Raw genomic sequence first — 16,126 nt, 5'->3', positions numbered from 1 at the left:
CCATGACCATCCGGATAGAGATCGTCGGCGCGTTGCGCGCCAGCTTGCACGGCACGCCCGTCACCCCGTCGCAACCCAAGTTGCGCGGGCTGCTGGCGCTGCTGGCGGCCAACCCGGGCGCCGTGGTGCGGCACGAGACGATCACCGACGAGCTGTGGTCGGAACCGCAGTCGACCAAGCGCGCGCGGATCGTGCAGACCTACGTGTCCCAGCTGCGCAAGCTGCTCGGCGCCGCGGAGGTGTGCGCGCACACGCCGAAGGTGGGCTACCGGCTCGACCTGGGCGCGGCGGACTACCTCGACGCCGAACACCTGCTGCGGCTGCGCGACACCGCCGAGGCGCACCTGCGCGTCGGGGACCGGGCCTCGGCGGCGGACGTGCTCGGGCTTGCGGTGGACCTGTGCCGGGGTGAGGTGCTCTCCGACGTGTCGCTGGGTCCGGTGCTGCGGCTGGCGAAGGCGCGGCTGGACCTGGTGCGGGTGGGGGTGCTGGAGCGGTACCTGCGGGTCCAACTCGACCTGGGCCGCCCGGACGCGGTGCTCGCGCAGGTCGACCGCGTGGTGCGGGAGGATCCCCGGCACGAGCAGCTCTATGCCTCGCTGCTGCTGGGTTTCGCCGTCGTGGGACAACGCGCCCGGGCGACGGACCTGTTCCACGACGTGCGCGAGCGGTTGGCCAGAAGGTCCGGGTTGGAGCCGGGGCAGGCGTTGCAGTCGGCGTTCGAGCGGGCGCTGCGCGATGAGCCGCCGCGATCGGTCGCCGCTGTGCGGCAGTTGCACGGACCCCGCCATGACCGACCCGAGCAGGTCTTGCCGGTTGGCGATGTCGTCGGCCATAGCGCGCAGGTGGAATTCGCCAAGGCAGAGCTAACTGGGGCATCACCGACCGTGCTGGCGGTAGTCGGATCGCCCGGGGTGGGGACGACGACGTTCTGTGCGCGGGTAGCTGAAGAGACCCGCTCGGCGTTTCCCGACGGGCGGCTGCTGGGGGACTTGGGTTCGCACAGCGCTGCCGACGTGCTAGGTGGTTTCCTGCGCGCGTTGCGTCCGGGGGCTGCTGTGCCCGAGGGTTTGGCGGCACGGTCTCGGTTGTTCCACCGCTATACGAGGGATACCAGGCTGCTAGTGGTGTTGGACAACGTAAGCGAGTTGGACCTACCTGCGTTGACACCTGCCTCCGCGGGGAGCGCTGTCTTGCTGGGGTGTGCGTCACGGCACCTGACGCCGGTGGCGGTAGAGCTGCCTCGGCTGACAACAGAGGACCTAGTGGCCTTGTTCGCCTCTCGGGTTGGCCGCCCTAGAGTCGACCGCGAACCCGCAGCCGCGGAGGCTTTGGTGAGTCGTTGCGGTGGACTGCCTTTGGTCGCTGCGATTTTGGGCGAGGTTGTCCGGTTCCGTCCGCACTGGTCTCTTGCGCGCCTGGCGCAGCGGATGGGCTCGGACCTACCTGTCACCGCAGGACGGTTGGACCTAACAGCGAGTGTGTCTCGTGCGGTGGCGGGCGTGGATCGGCTGCGGTGGGCGCCTTTGGTTCGATTGGCGCACCGGGAAGACCGGCCGGACATGATCACGGCGGAGTGGGTGAGCCGGGCCCTCTCGCTGCCGCTCGCGGACGCGGTGGCACTACTGGAGCAGCTCACCCGGGTTCGACTGGCCGACCAAATGGCACGCTCCCGACCCGACGCACCGGTCAGGTATCGCGTAGAACCGCTATACCTGCGTGCCGTGCGGACCTTGGCAGCCCGGTCCACATGCGGCGATTCGCTCGGCTGGCGCACGGAGCCCCGACGAGCCGCGTCGACGTGATCTCCTTCGCCTAGCGGAGGATCGGCCACCCGTCAAACGGCTATCCCCACGCCATCGTGTTAGTGACAGGGTCCTCCGACCTGCCTACCGTGGAAGGTGAAGGCAAACCCACGGGCCGGAGGAAACCGTTATGCACCAGCACTATCACGCCGCGAACCGACTCACCATCGACTCGTCGGACGCACCACTTCGGCACCGGACGCCAGTTCTTCGAGGTGCGCGACCACCGCGCGGGCACCACCAGCGCGCTCGAAGGACCCCCGCACCCGGCGAGCCGCCATCGCGAAGACAGGTTCGGTGACGACCGCGCGCACCGCGGCAGCGATATCAGCCGCCCGCGCGTGATCGAACCGCAGCCGCACACCCGCCCCCGCCGCAACCACCTGATCAGCAAGCACAGGCTGGTCGTCACGAATCGGCGCGACCACCAGCGGCACCCCATGGGCCAGCGCCTCGCACACAGTGTTGTGACCACCATGGCACACCACCACGGCCGCGTACGGAAGGAGATCAAGAACCGGTGCCGAAGCAACCACAACAACATCCCCTCCGGCGGAGAGGCACCCACCGGGATCCACCACAACACCCTGCAGATCGGGGAACCCAGCCACCACAGACGAGTCGAGGTCCTCCCCCCGACCAGATCCCTTCGGTCCCCCGACACCCCCCGGTGAGTTGGGGCCCTTCTGTGGGCTCAAGCGCTCGGGCAAGCCAGCGTCCTGCACCGGACCACGATCCTGGATCTCGCCGAAGTCCGTCGACAAGCCTGAATGTCTCCATGGGCTCGAGCCCACCGGCGGGCTGGAATCACCCGTCAGACCAGAGTCCTTGAACGCGCCGGTATCCATCGAGAGACCGGAAAACTTGGGCGGACTGAAGTCCACCGGTGAGCTGATGTACCCAGGCGACCTGGAGCCCTTCAGCGCGCCAGCGACCTTGAGTCCTCCAGAGGCCGTCGACAAGTCGGAGTGCCTCGGTTCAGCGGAGTTCTCCGACAGGTCAGAGTTCTTCCAAGCACTGGAGTTCTTCGGCTGGTCGGAGTGTACTACCAGGTCGGGGCCCTTCGACAGGGTGGAGAGCGCCAGCGCGCACTCGGCGAGAAATCGGCCGCCCGCCTCGGAGTTGGTGGTGCCCAGGGTCACCAACACGAGCTGGGCGTTCGGCCGCAGCCGCGCCCACGGGAACTCCACTGGTCGGCGCGCGGCCAGTGAGGGGCCCACGAAGTGCGGGTCGGCCACCGCGACCGCGGGCTCGCCCGCGAGTTCCACGGTGCTGAACACCACAACCGAATACGGCGAGAACCTCAGGTCGTCATCACCCTCGACGCCGTGGCGCATCCGCAGTCCGCGTTGCTGCTCGCGCACCCACTCGGCGACGCGGGGCAGGCCTGCCAGCGGGTCGGCCAACTCGGCCGAGGTGCTGGCCGAGGTCACCCACGGCAGCCCGACCTCCTGCGCCACCAGCGCACCGGCGAAGGCCTGCTGATCGACCACGAGAACATCGGGGTCGAAGTCCGCCACCGCCGCTCGCACGCCGGGAACCATCGCGTCGGCGAGCGGCACCAAGAACTCCGCCCACAGGAACCGCAACGCCGCGTACGCCCGCAACCCGGGTGGGCGGCGCTCCACATAGGACCCGGCCGGGTAAACCCGCCCGCCGACCAGGTCCCGCACCACCGGGCAGGGACCGACCCAGGCGACCTCGTGTCCGCGCTCCACCGCCGCCGCGGCCACTCCGGCCAGGGGGTTCACGTGGCCTGCCAACGGTGGCACCACGAACAGCAACCGACTCATCCGCCCGCTCTCCTCATCTCTCCGCCGCCCACTGCATCTCTCCACCGCCCACTGCAATCCGGCCATCCGATTCACCCCGAGCGAGGAACCATGTCCACCACCAGCCCACCGACCCGATTCCCGCTGCCTGTACCCCACCCACCCCCGCGGTATCCACCCGTGCCCCTGCTCACGGGACACCGCACGTCCGGCGGGCCAGCAGGCGTCGGCGCTGAGCGGGTGAGTGCGGTCAAGGCGACACGGGCTGGTCGGGTGCCGCGGCGTGCTTGCGAATCCAATCGACGAGGAGGCCGCGGACCGCCCGGTGGCGTTCGACCAGGACGGAATGGCCCTGGTCGTCGAACACGAACACCTCGGCGCGCGGCATCAGCGCGGTCACCACGTCCAGGTCGTCGGACTGGTAGCCGTGGCGGCCCAGGATCGACAGGACCGGGCAGGTGATCGCGGCGACGTCGGCTGCCGTCATCATGGCGCCGGTGGCGACCTCGTCGGCCATGGTGGTCGAGGTGAAGCGGGTGCCCGCGAGGCGGGCCAGGCGGCGGTGGTGGGCACCGAAGGTGGCCTCGATCCACTCGTAGTTCTCCTCGACCTCCAGCAGTTGGGTGGTGGCGGCCAGGATCCCCGCCATCTTCCGCGCCCAGCTGTCGGTGGGGGGTTCGGACTCGATGGACACCACGCTGCGCACTCGGTTCGGGTGCGCGGCCGCGTAGCTGTAGGCGATGGTGCCGCCGAAGCTGTTGCCCACCAGGTGCACCGGGTGGGTCGCGGCGAGGGCGTGCAGCAGCTCGTCGAGATCGGCGACGAAGTCGGGCAGGGTGTAGCCGCTGACCGGGCGTTCTGAGCGGCCGTGGCCGCGCAGGTCGTAGCTGATCACGTCGATGCCCGCGGCGGCGACCGGTGGGGCCAGGGTCAGGTAGAAGCTGGCGAGGCTGTCGGTGCCCATGCCGTGGATGAACACCACGGTCTCGTTCGCCAGCCACGGATCCGCCCCGGCGGTGCCGGGCAGCAGTTGGTAGTTCGTGCGCAGCCCGTTGACCTTCAGTTCCGGCATCTCAGCCCGCCGCCAAGCGGTCGGTGACGTAGTCGGCGATCTGGCCGACGGTCAGGCCGATCACGTCGTCGAGGTCGAACTCGGCCAGGTGCTCGGCCAGGTTGACCCGTGGGCCGAACCGCTGGGCGAGCAAGACACCCAGGGTGACCAGGTCGACGCTCTCCAATCCCAAGTCCTCGTGAAAGGCGGTGTCCGCACGCACCTCAACCCCCAGGATGTCCAGGTCGTCGCCGACCAGGCCGCCGATGAGCTCGACGACGCCGTCGAACACCGCGACCGGGTCGACGGTGGGCGGGGTGGTCGTGTCAGGCATCTGCGGTGGTCCTCTCCACTCGGGCGGACACCGCGGCGGTGCCACTGGGTACGAGCACCACGCGCAGCTCCGGCAGGGTCCGGCCGTGGTGCCCGCGCACCGAGGGTCGGTCGCCGTCCCCGGTGACCAGGACCTCGGCCGGGAACAACGGCGCGGCGCCGCGCTCGGTCAGCCAGCCGCGCACGGCGTCCTTGGCGGCGATCCGGCCGAGCAGCCAGGTCCGCTGCTCGCGGGGCGGCACGACGGCGTACTCGGCGCGTTCGTGGGCGTTCAGGTAGACGCCCGCGAAGACCTCGCGCGCCGCCAGGCTGCGCCAGCGGTCCTCGGCGAGCCACCAGCCGTCGGCCAGCGGCCGGGACATGGGGTTGTCCCGGGGGAAGGCGTAGACCGCGTGGTCGGCGTGGTCGCAATCGAGGCGGATGTCCTGCCAGCCGGTGATCCGGGCCCACACGCGGTCACCGTGCCGGACCTCGGCGTCCATCTCGAGCGCGGTGTCGTCGGGAATGCGAGCGTCGATGACGCAGTCGACCTCGGCACCCAAAGGCGCGGGCGGGCCGTGGAAGGTGATCTCGGTGATGCGCACCGGGAACGCGAGAACGCCGCGGTCAGCACGGGTCTGCAGCCAACAGGCGACCGCCTGGCCGACGTTGTCCAGCACAAACCCGGGCGCGGGCCGGACGGTGATCCGGCTGGACACGCGGTCGGCCGCGTGCGCGGCGACCTCGGTCAGGCCCTGGAACTGGGGCCCGTGGAACATCTGCCTGGCACCGTAGATCTCCAGCGGGGTCAGTACCTGCCCCACCGGTGGGCCGGGATCGGCTGCCCGCTCGCTGGCAGGCGGGTAAGCAGCAGCCAGCTCGACGCTCATCGCGGCGCACTCGCCGATATGAACAGCCACGGTGGCCGCCGAGCGCTCGAGCCGGATCTCCAACTCCTGCGCGGGTGCGGCGATCATCCACCGAGAAAACCGAACATCCCGCACGACGACAGCCAACTCGCCCGGCCACTCCCGCTCCACCGCACGGCAAGCCCACTCCACCAACGTGGTGGCAGGAACAACCGGACGATAATCAGCCTCGTCCGGCCAGTCCGCGCGCTGCCGGAAGAACCGGTGGCCACGCAGGTAGGGCATCCGCTCAACCGACACCAACACCCTGCTCGTCCGCACAGCACTCCCCCGCGCGGCAACCCCTGGGACATCGCCCATGCCCGCATTACCCGCTGCTCGGCCATCGCCTGATCGCACGACGCCCAGTTGCGCAGCGCCCGGGTGAGCACCATTCGGTGGGATATCGCTCGGGCGCGCAGCGCTCTCTTGCGCGGTTCCCGGTTCACCTGGCCGCGTGGCGCCCGTCCGCGCACCACTCTCGCGCGCCGCACCCCTCCACGTATCGCCCGGTCGCGCATCGCCCGGTTCGCCCGGTCGCGCAATGCCAGCTCGCTTGTCACTCACCTGCCCGGTTCTCGGGTCTTCATTGCCCGCTCGCGCGGTGCCTGTCCTTGCATCGCCGACTCGCACTTCGCTTGCTCGCGCAGCACTCGGGTCGACGTCGGCCGGTCGTGCGCTGCTCGATTGCGCGATGCTCGTGACCGTGGTGCCCGGTCGCCTGTCGCTTGCTTGGGCAGGGATCGGGTCGGCGTCGTTCGAGTGCGTGGAGTCTGTGGTGTTCGTCGGCGCACTGGTGGCTTGTGCGGTACTCGGGGGCGCATCATCCAGTCGCGCATCTCTCGCTTGGGTTGTGCTTGGTCGCGCAGTCGAAGCTGGGGTGGCGGTGGCATTGGGGAGGCGGGGGGTGGCTAGGGCGGCGGTGACGGTGCGGATGGCTTGGTTGGTTTCGGTGATCAGGGCTGATAGTTCGGCGGCGACGGTGGCTGGTAGTCCTTGGGGGAGTTCGCGGGTGCCGCGGTCTAGTAGGCCGTGGGCGGATTCTCCGACGGTCAGTTTGGGGGCGATGACTCCGACCTCCACCCCTAGGCGGGGCTTTGTGGTGGGGGTCAGCGCGGCCAGGTCGGGGTTGCCGCCGTTTACCCAGAGGGCGGTGGCCAGTCTGCGTAGCTGTGCCACGCCCGGGCGGATGGTGGAGGCCGCGTTCACGACCAGGTGCGGCTTGCCCGCGAGGGTGTCGGCGATGAAGGAGCCGACCTGGCCGGGGCCCATGTGGACGAAGACGCGGTAGCCGTCGGTGTGCATTCGGTCTACCAGTTCGCGGAAGCGGACCGGGCGGAGCAGGAAGTCGACCGAGAGGGCGAACAGGGCGGTGGGGTCTTCGGGGTAGCGGTCGGCGGTGGTGGCCGACCAGACCGGCACCGTGGTGGGGTGGGTCTTGGCGGCGGCGAACGCGGCGAGGTAGGGGGCCAGGTGCGGGCGCATCATCGGGGTGTGGAAGCCGGTGGCGAACGGTAGTGGGCGGGCGATGACCCCGGCCGCGCGGAAGCGGGCGGCGAGGCGGTCGATCGCGGCGCGGGGGCCGCAGACCACGGTTTGGCGGGGCGCGTTGTCGTGCGAGACCACCACCTCGGGTTCGTCGGCGATGCCTGCGGCGGCGTCGGTAACCGAGCAGCCGAGGGCGAGGTAGTCCACGTCCGACATGGGGAGGCCGATCGCGGGGCGCACGCCGGTGGACATCCCGATGGCCGCCGTGGCGGTCCACTCGCCGACGCTGTGACCGGCGACGCCGTCCGGGCGTACCCGCATCGCGGCGAGCGCCCGGTGCAGCAGCATCCCGACCTCAGCCACCCCGGCGGCGTGCGCCGGGACGGAGTCGGTCCCGAGGATCGGGGGCTTCTCGCCGAGCAGGGCCGCGACGTCGTCGATCCTGGGGGCGAACTCGGCTTCCAGGCCCGGGAACACGAACGCCGTCTTGCTCCCCGGCTCGCGCAACAGCGGAGCGCTCGTGAACCACACGTCGCCCGAGGCCCAGGACCATCCCGGTTCGTGTGCGCGGTCCAGCACCCGGCGGGCGATGGCCAGGCGGCGTTCGGTCGGCCCCACGATCCCGAGCCGGAACCGGCCACGGGCCACGGGAACCTCACTTGGGGCTCGATCCAGCAGCCGCCCCAGTTCGTCGGGTTCGTCGGCGGCCAACCACAGCACCCGCTCCGCCTCATCAACCCGAGCGGGGCGAGCCGTGACCTTGGCGGCGGTGTCCTGTTCGACGACCACGTGGGCGTTGATGCCGCCGAAACCGAAGGCGTTGACCGCCGCGCGGCGCGGGCCGACGCCCTCCCAGGGTTTCGCCGCGTCGAGGGTGCGGAAGCGGGTGCGTTCCAGCAGCGGGTTCGGGTCGGCGCAGTGCAGGGTCGGGAGCAGGACGCCGTGGTAGACCGCCAATACGGACTTGACCAGGCCCGCGATGCCCGCCGCGGGCATGGTGTGGCCGATCATCGACTTGACCGACCCGATCACCGCCGAGGCGCCGGGTGGCGCGCCGAACACCTCGGCGAGGGCGGTCAACTCGGCAGCGTCTCCGACTGGAGTGCCGGTGCTGTGGGCCTCGACCATGCCGACGGCGTCCGGCGCGGCGGGGTCGATGCCTGCCGCCCCCCAAGCGCGGAGCAGGGCGGCACGCTGCCCAGCCGTGTCGGGGTTGAACAGGCTCTGGGTGCGACCGTCGCTGGCCGAACCGGTGCCGCGGATCACGGCGTAGACGCGGTTGCCGTCGCGGTGGGCGTCGGCGAGTCGGCGCAGGGCGATGATGCCCGCGCCCTCACCGATGAGGAGCCCGTCGGCGTCGGCGGACAGCGGCCGGATCTGTTGGGTGGGCGAGAGGGCCCGAAGTTGGCTGAACACCGACCAGAAGGTGTCGTCGTGGCCGTGGTAGACGCCGCCGGTCAGGACCGTGTCGCAGCGGTGGGCGGACAGTTCGCCCACCGCCTGGTCCACGGCGAGCAGGGAGGACGCGCAGGCGGCGTCGATGGTGTACGCGGGACCGCGCAGGTCGAGCCGGTTGGCCACCCGGGACGCGGTCAGGTTCGGCACCAGGTTGATCGTCGACTCCGGCTGCATCGGCCCCAGCGGGTCCAGCAGCGCCGCCCGCACCTCGGCCAACCCCTCCGCGCCCAGACCGGGGCTCAGCTCGGCGAGCACGCGCAGAACCGTGCGCACGGTCCGGACCCGCTGTTCGAAACCCACCATGCGCGGCCCGGCGTATCCCCCGCGCCCCAGGATGACGCCGATCCGGCTGGGGTCACCGAGACTCGGCAATCCACCCGCGTCCGCTATCGCTTCAGCGGCCACGCGCAAGGTGAGCAACTGCTCTGGCTCTACCGTGCTGACCGCGTTGGGCATGATCCCCATCCCGGCAGCGTCAACGGTGAACGGTGCGAGAAACCCGCCGCGGTGGCAATAAGTGCGGTCTGGCGGGACAGGCAGGTTGGGGTCAGCCACACCCGCGTGGAACTCGGGGTCGCGGCGGTAGGGCGGGAACTCGGTGATGGCGTCAAAGCCGGTGCGCAGGTTGTGCCAGTAGGTGTCGAGGTCAGGGGCGCCGGGCAGCATCACCGCCATCCCGACGACCGCGATCGGTTCTCGCGCGCTCATCGCGGTCACACCCACGCCGTGTAGACGACCGCGCGGGAGTCCTGGCCGCCGTCGGCCAGCTCGCGCACCAGGCTTTCGGCGCCCGCGTCCGGGTCGATCAGGCCGATGCCGCGCCGGTCGAGGTCGCGGGCCAGGTCGTCGGAGACCATGCCCGCGTGCTCACCGACCGGCGCCCACGGTCCCCAGTGGACGGTCACCACCCGGCACCCGGTGCTGGCCGCGAAGGCCGTGCCCAGCGTCTCCAGCGCGTCGTTGCCCGCGGCGTAGTCGACCTGTCCCCGGTTGCCGAAGACACCGGACACACTGCCGAACAACACGGTGACCCCAGGCCGAACACCCGCCTCGGCGAGGCCGTCGAGCAGTGCCCGAGCGCCGTCGACCTTCGTCGAGAACACCCGGTGGAACGACGCGTCGTCCTTCTGCAACATGAGCCGGTCGTCGAGCACCCCGGCGGCGTAGACGACACCGTCGAGCCTGCCGTGGCGGGCGTGCACGTCCTTGACGAGTTGCCGCACCGCCGCGCCGTCGCGCACGTCCACCGACCGGTAGTCGACGCGCCCGCCCACCGCGCGGACCTGGGCGACGGTCGCCGAGACCTCGCGCTGGGCCAGGATCAGCCGCACCGCGCGCTCCACCTCGGCGAACGGACGGCCCTCGGCGGCGAGGGCGGCGCGCAGCCCCACCTCGTCGGCGGTGGCCAGTTCCGGCGGCGGTGCGGACTCCGGCGGCCACGGCGTGCGGCCCGCCAGTTCCAGGTGGCAACCCGCGGCCGCGGCCAGCGCGGCAGCGCAGCGCGCGGTGATGCCCCGGGCGCCGCCGATGAGCAGGACCACCGAGTCCCGGTCGAACCCGAGCGCGCTCTCCCCCTCGGCGGGCAACTCGGCCGCGACCACGTCGAAGGCGAGCCGCTGGCCGCCCGCGTGCCGGACCACCGGCAACTCGGCGCGGTCGGCGAACTCGGCGGCGAGCAGGTCGGCCAGCGCCGCTGGTGCGGTGTCCGGGGCGACCTCGACCAGGCGGACCAGCAGGGTCGGGTGTTCCTGGTACACCGAGCGGACCAGGCCGCGCAGCCCGGCGGCGTGCGTGGGCGCCTGCCCGTCCTCGTGTGGGGACACCACCAGGATGGTCGACACCCCGCCCGCCACTGCGTCGCGCACCGCCGCGAACACCCGGGGCGCGACCGGTTCGTCGGCGGGCGTCAGCGGGGTGAGCAGGACAAGGCTGTCCCCCGCGGCGTCGACCTGGGCACCGAGGCGCACCGCCATGGCCCGCACCGCGTCCGCGTGTTCCGCGCCTGCGGGGTCATGCACCACGCTCACGCGCCTGCCCGTGAGGTCAGGGGTCACGGCGAGCGCCACGGTGGGGACCGCGCGCGACCGGAACCGCTTCGGTCGCACGCCCGCGATCCCGGCGACCGGGTGCGGCGCTGCCTCCGCGCCGAGGCCCAGCCGGTCATTGAGCCAGTTGGCCATGGCCTGCGCGCTGCGCCTGCGGTGCAGTTCGTCGTGCACCGACCCCTCGGCGTCAACCCCGAGCTTGGCGATCAACGTGCCTGCGATCTCGGTGCGCTTGATCGAGTCGATGGACAGGTCGGCCTCGAGGTCGAGGTCGCCGTCGATCATCTCCGGCGGGTAGCCGGTGCGGGCGCTGATCACCTCGACCACGGTGGCCAGCACGTCGGCGGGCACCTCGACGGTCAACTCCGGCTCCGGCTCCGGCTCGACCACCACGGGGGCGACCGGGGCCGCGGCGAGCGCGGGCACCAGTGCGGGCGGTGCCATGGCGACGACCGGGCCCGCGGGAGCGGCATAGCCCAGGTAGCCCAGCAGCACGTCGCGCTGCGCGGAGACGATCTCCCGGTTGGTCCGCAGGAAGGAGGCGACGACCTCCTCGCGGGGGTCGCGCGCGACCGCGGGGGTGTCCGGTGACATGGGGGACCTCGTGATTCGTCTGGCGGGGACCAGCGCCCCGCGCGGGATGGTGCCGTCGGCGCGGCGGACCAGCTGGCCGTCGACCGTCCACGGCGCGGACACCGGCCCGCTCGCGCCCCGGCCGCGCACCAGCCAGTCGGTGTCGACCGGCACACCGGCGGCGGCCAGCCGGGCGAGCGCGGTGAGCACCCCGCGCAGCCCGGGAGCGCCGGGGTCGCAGGCGATCGCGGTGTGCGGCTCGTCGGCCAGGATCGCGCCGACCAGGCCGGTGAGCACCGACCCGGGGCCGACCTCGACGAAGGTCCTGGCACCCGCGGCGTGCATGGCGCGCACCTGCTCGACGAAGCGGACCGGGGCCGCCACCTGCGCCGCCAGCTCGGCCCGGATGTCCGAAGTGGACGTGTACACCGCCGCGGTCCGGTTGGCGTACACCGGCAACCCGGGCAGGCGGATCCGCTCACCGGCGAGCGCGGTGGCGAACTCCTCGGCGGCGGGAGCGACGACGGCGCTGTGGAAGGCGCAGGCGACCGGGATCCGCTTGGCCGACAGGCCCGCGGCGCGCAGCCGGTCCACGGCGGCCACGACCCGCTCGGTCGGGCCGGACAGCACAACCTGCTCCGGCGCGTTGTGGTTGGCGATGACCACGTCGCCGTCGAGTCCCCAGTCGCCCAGCAGGGCCTTGACCTCCTCGACGGGCGCCCCGACGGCGGCCATCGTGCCCGGGTCGTCGCGGGCGGCGGACATGATCGCGTCGGCCCGGCGGGCGCTGAGCCGCAGCAGCGTCGCGCGGTCGAAGGCACCGGCGAGCGACAGGGCGACCAGTTCGCCGTAGCTGTGGCCACCCAGCAGGTCCGGGCGCACACCGACGCGCTCGAGCAACGCGGCCACCGCCGTGGCGGCCAGGCCGAGGGCGGGTTGGGCGATCCGGGTGTCGCGCAGCGCGGCGTCCTGGGCCACGACGGCGTCCGGGTCGAACGCCGCGGGTGGGAACGCGGCGGCCGCGACCCGGGAGTCCAGACCCGCGCGCAGGTCGGGGAAGGCGACGAACAGCCCGGCAAGCATGCCGGTGCGTTGACTGCCCTGGCCGGGGATGAGGAAGGCGACCTTGCCGGGATCGGCGTCGGGCTCGGCGGTGACCAGCGCGCGGTGCGACCGGCCGTCGATCGCGGCCCGCAGGGCGTCGGCGAGTTCGACGGTGTCGCGGGCGACGATGGCGTGCCGGACCGGAGACCCGCCCGGCCATGCGGACACCCGGACGGCCAGGTCGGTGAGCGGGTGGTCCGCGGTGAGCGCGAGCAGGTCCCGCGCGGCGTCGGTGGAGCGCAGCAGGAACAGCTCCGCGTCCCAGTCGCGCAGCGCGTGCCGCTCCAGCGGCCCGCCGGGCCCGGTCGTCATGACGACGTGGAAGTTGGTGCCGCCGAAGCCGAACGCGCTGACCCCGGCGACGCGCGCGGCCCGGGGGGTGAGCCACGGCCGGGCGGTGGTGTCGAAGGTGAACGGGCTGCGCTGCCGGTCCCAGCCCGCGATCGGCTCGGACAGGTGCAGCGTCGGCGGGAGGACGCCGTGCCACAGCGACAGCGCCGCCTTGATCACCCCGGCGAGCCCCGCCGCGCACTTGGCGTGCCCGACCTGGCTCTTGACCGACCCGAGCCCGCAGGTCCCCGGTTGGGCGCCCGCCGCGGTGAAGAAGTCGGTGAGGGTGGCCAGTTCCGTGCTGTCGCCGACGACCGTGCCGGTGCCGTGCGCCTCGACGAGCCCGACGGCCGCCGGGGACACGCTCGCGGCCTCGTAGGCCCGTTCGAGCGCGTGCAGTTGCCCCTCGGGTCGGGGCGCGGTGAGCCCCAGCGACCGGCCGTCGCTGGCCGAGCCGACCGACCGGACCACCGCGTAGACCCGGTCGCCGTCGCGTTCGGCGTCGACGAGGCGTTTGAGGACCAGGCAGGCCACGCCCTCACCGAGGGCGATCCCGTCGCTGTCGCGGTCGAACGGCTTGCACCGGCCGGTCGGCGAGAGCGCGCCCGCGGAGGTGAACATGAGGTAGTCGTTGATGCCGTTGTGCAGGTCGACCGCGCCGCACAGCATCATGTCGGCGCCACCGTGCACGAGGTCGCGGCAGGCCAGGTCGAGCGCGGCGAGCGACGAGGCGCAGGCGGCGTCCACGGTGTAGTTGGCGCCGCCGAGGTCGAGCCGGTTGGCGACCCGGCCGGAGATGACGTTGGTGAGCGTGCCGGGGAACGAGTCCTCGGTCAGCGTCGGCAGCAGGTCGTCCAGCTCCTCGGGCAGCTCACCCAGCCAGGACGGCAGGGCCCCGCGGACGACGTTGGCGACGGACAGGTCACCACCCGCCTCAGCGCCGAAGATCACGCCGGTCCGCTCGCGGTTGAAGGGCCGGTCGAGGTAGCCCGCGTCGGCCAGCGCCCGGCGGGAGATCTCCAGCGACAGCAGCTGAGCGGGATCGATGCTGCCCAATGACGCGGGCGGGATGCCGAACGACATCGGGTCGAACGGGACCTGGGGCAGGAAGCCGCCCCACTTCGACGGCGTGGTGCCGGGTTCGCCGCCGCCCTCGCGGAAGAACCGCGTCGCGTCCCACCGCTGCGGCGGTACCTCGGTGACGTCGTCGCGCCCGCGCAGGATGCCGGACCAGAACCCGGCCAGGTCGTCGGAGCCCGGGAACACGCAGGCCATGCCCACGATCGCGACGTCGACCGGCGCGGGCTCGGCCCGGGTCTCGGTGCGCGTCGGGCTCCGCCGGGCCCGCAGCAGGTCGGCGGCACCGTCGGTGACCGCGCGGTGCAGGGACGCGATGTCGGTGCGGTCGCCGCGCAGCACGGCGGCTTGGCCGACCATGTACATGCCGTCGGCGAACTGCCCGTCCTCGTCGACGTCCACCAGGTCGGCGCCGTCGCGGCGCAGGCCCTTGGTCGCGATGCGCAGCCTGCCGACGTTGAGCTCCTCCAACGCCAACCAGCGGTCGCGGACCCCGACGCCGCGCGCGGCCAGGTCCTCGGCGGTGGTCTCGAACTGGGTCACGAACGGTGTGGGCAGGCAGCGGGTCTCGTGCCCGGGAGCGGTGCGGACGGTGACGGTGCGGTCGGCGGCCATGACCTCGCGCTGGTACCGGTCGGTGATGGCGCCGTGGCGCACGGCCTCATCGGTGAACAGGTACGCCGTGCCCATCAGCACACCGACGCCCACGCCGCGGCGGGCCTGCGGAGCCGCCATCGCCGCCACGGCCGCGGCCGAGACGGCGTCGTGCACGCCACCGGCGAACAGGATCTCCACACCTTCGACGTCCGCGCGCGCGGCGAGCACGCTCAACTGGGCCTCCCACAGGGAGAAGCTGCTGCGCGGCCCGATGTGCCCGCCGCACTCGGTGCCCTCGAAGACGAACCGGCGGGCACCTTGGTCGAGGTACTGGCCGAGCAACGTCGGCGACGGGACGTGCACGTAGGTGGCGATGCCGTCGGCCTCCAGCGCGGCCGCCTGCGCGGGTGTGCCGCCCGCGATGAGCACGCTGCGGGGCCGCGCCGCGCGAACGGCGGCGAGTTGGGCGGCGCGCAGGTCATCGGGGACGAACCCGAGGATGCCCGCGCCCCACGGTCGGTCGCCGAGCTCCTCGGCGGTGCGGCGCAGCAGGTCCGCGGTGCGCGGGCCGTCGGCGAGGGCCACCGCGACGTAAGGCATGGCGCCCTGCTCGGCGACCGCGAGCGCGAAACCCGGCTGATCACTGACCCTGGTCATCGGCCCCTGAGCGATCGCGTGCCGGACACCCAGGGTGCGGCACAGCGGCGCGCCCTGGGCACCGGGATCGACCCGCACGCCCGCGCTGTCGATGCCGCGGACCAGGTCGCGCACGAGATCAGCCGCGGACGGGTACCGCGCCGCCAACGCGGTGGCCAGGTGCGCGTCCTCGCCGAGCGGGAGATCGGTCCCCCGCAGCAGCCGCCTGCCCGCGCGCGGTTCGGTCTCCGAGCCGTCGGCCGAGGCCAGGCGGGACCGCAGGTCGGCCGGGAGGTCGCACTCGGGGAAGAGGCCGAGCTGGCTGTCCAGGACGACCCCGGCGGCGCCCGCGGCGACGGCGCCGAGCGCGGTGTGCGGGCCGATGCCGCCGCGCACCCAGACCGGCGCGCCCAGCGGCAGGAGCCGCTGCAGCAGGACGAACGCGGTGAACTCGCCGATCGTGCCCGCGGCCTCGCTGCCCACCGCGATGACGCCCAGCGCGCCCGCGGCCACCGCGGCGCGCGCCTGCTCCGCGTCGGTGACCTCGACCAACACGGGCAGGTGTGCGGCGGTCTCGCGCACCGGCGCGCCCGGGTCGAGCACGACCAGTTCCACGCCGTGCGCGGCCAACTCGGCCGGGCCGAGCGGGCAGTCCGCGCGCACCCGAGCACCGACCCGGTCGGTCACCACCCGGGCGCGGGCCAGGACCTCGGCCGCGTCCGCGCCGAGGTCGAGCACCCCCAGGCCGCCGCCCCGGCTCACCGCGGCGGCCAACCGCGGGTCGGGCAGGTCGAACGGGCCCCGACCCAGCACACGCCACCGGGCACCGACCTGCGCGTCGGACATCGTTCCTCCTGCGATCGTGGACCGGGCGCGACCCGCGCCCCGGCAATTTCCGGGAAAATGTGAACACCCCACCGGCTGCCCAGCCGACAATGCCCGCGCCGCAGCGGCTCCGCCAGTTTCCAAG

The 16,126-nt window shown here is 72.6% G+C and carries 6 protein-coding genes; 1 reads left to right on the top strand and 5 read right to left on the bottom strand.

The annotated features are described in order from the left end of the window. Positions 1-2: 2 nt before the first annotated feature. Entirely contained in the window at positions 3-1,805 is a 1,803-nt protein-coding gene (locus tag LV75_RS12620; protein ID WP_253887058.1) for an AfsR/SARP family transcriptional regulator, read from the top strand. 161 nt (positions 1,806-1,966) lie between these two features. Here the strand turns inward: LV75_RS12620 and LV75_RS12615 are convergent, their stop codons facing one another. From LV75_RS12615 to LV75_RS12595, 5 genes are all read right to left on the bottom strand, one after another. Continuing rightward, positions 1,967-3,598 carry a glycosyltransferase gene (locus tag LV75_RS12615; RefSeq protein WP_253887057.1) on the bottom strand — a complete coding sequence of 544 codons (1,632 nt, stop codon included), beginning with the start codon at positions 3,596-3,598 and terminating at the stop codon, positions 1,967-1,969. 229 nt (positions 3,599-3,827) lie between these two features. Further along, the gene (locus LV75_RS12610; RefSeq protein WP_253887056.1) at positions 3,828-4,649 is read right to left on the bottom strand and encodes an alpha/beta fold hydrolase; all 822 of its coding nucleotides are present in this window, start codon (positions 4,647-4,649) and stop codon (positions 3,828-3,830) included. 1 nt (position 4,650) lies between these two features. Beyond that, complete coding sequence (locus tag LV75_RS12605) at positions 4,651-4,962, bottom strand: phosphopantetheine-binding protein (protein ID WP_253887055.1); 312 nt, start codon at positions 4,960-4,962, stop codon at positions 4,651-4,653. After that, positions 4,955-9,502, bottom strand: coding sequence for a type I polyketide synthase (locus tag LV75_RS12600; protein WP_253887053.1), 4,548 nt, complete (start codon positions 9,500-9,502; stop codon positions 4,955-4,957). The genes LV75_RS12605 and LV75_RS12600 overlap by 8 nt, the downstream gene beginning before the upstream one ends. Before the next feature lie 5 nt (positions 9,503-9,507). Then, complete coding sequence (locus LV75_RS12595) at positions 9,508-16,002, bottom strand: type I polyketide synthase (protein ID WP_253887052.1); 6,495 nt, start codon at positions 16,000-16,002, stop codon at positions 9,508-9,510. Positions 16,003-16,126: the final 124 nt, after the last annotated feature.

Source organism: Actinokineospora diospyrosa (assembly GCF_024171925.1).
Classification (GTDB): Bacteria; Actinomycetota; Actinomycetes; order Mycobacteriales; family Pseudonocardiaceae; genus Actinokineospora; species Actinokineospora diospyrosa.
Note: the sequence above shows the minus strand (reverse complement) of the source record. Positions and strands in the feature narration are given on the sequence as shown.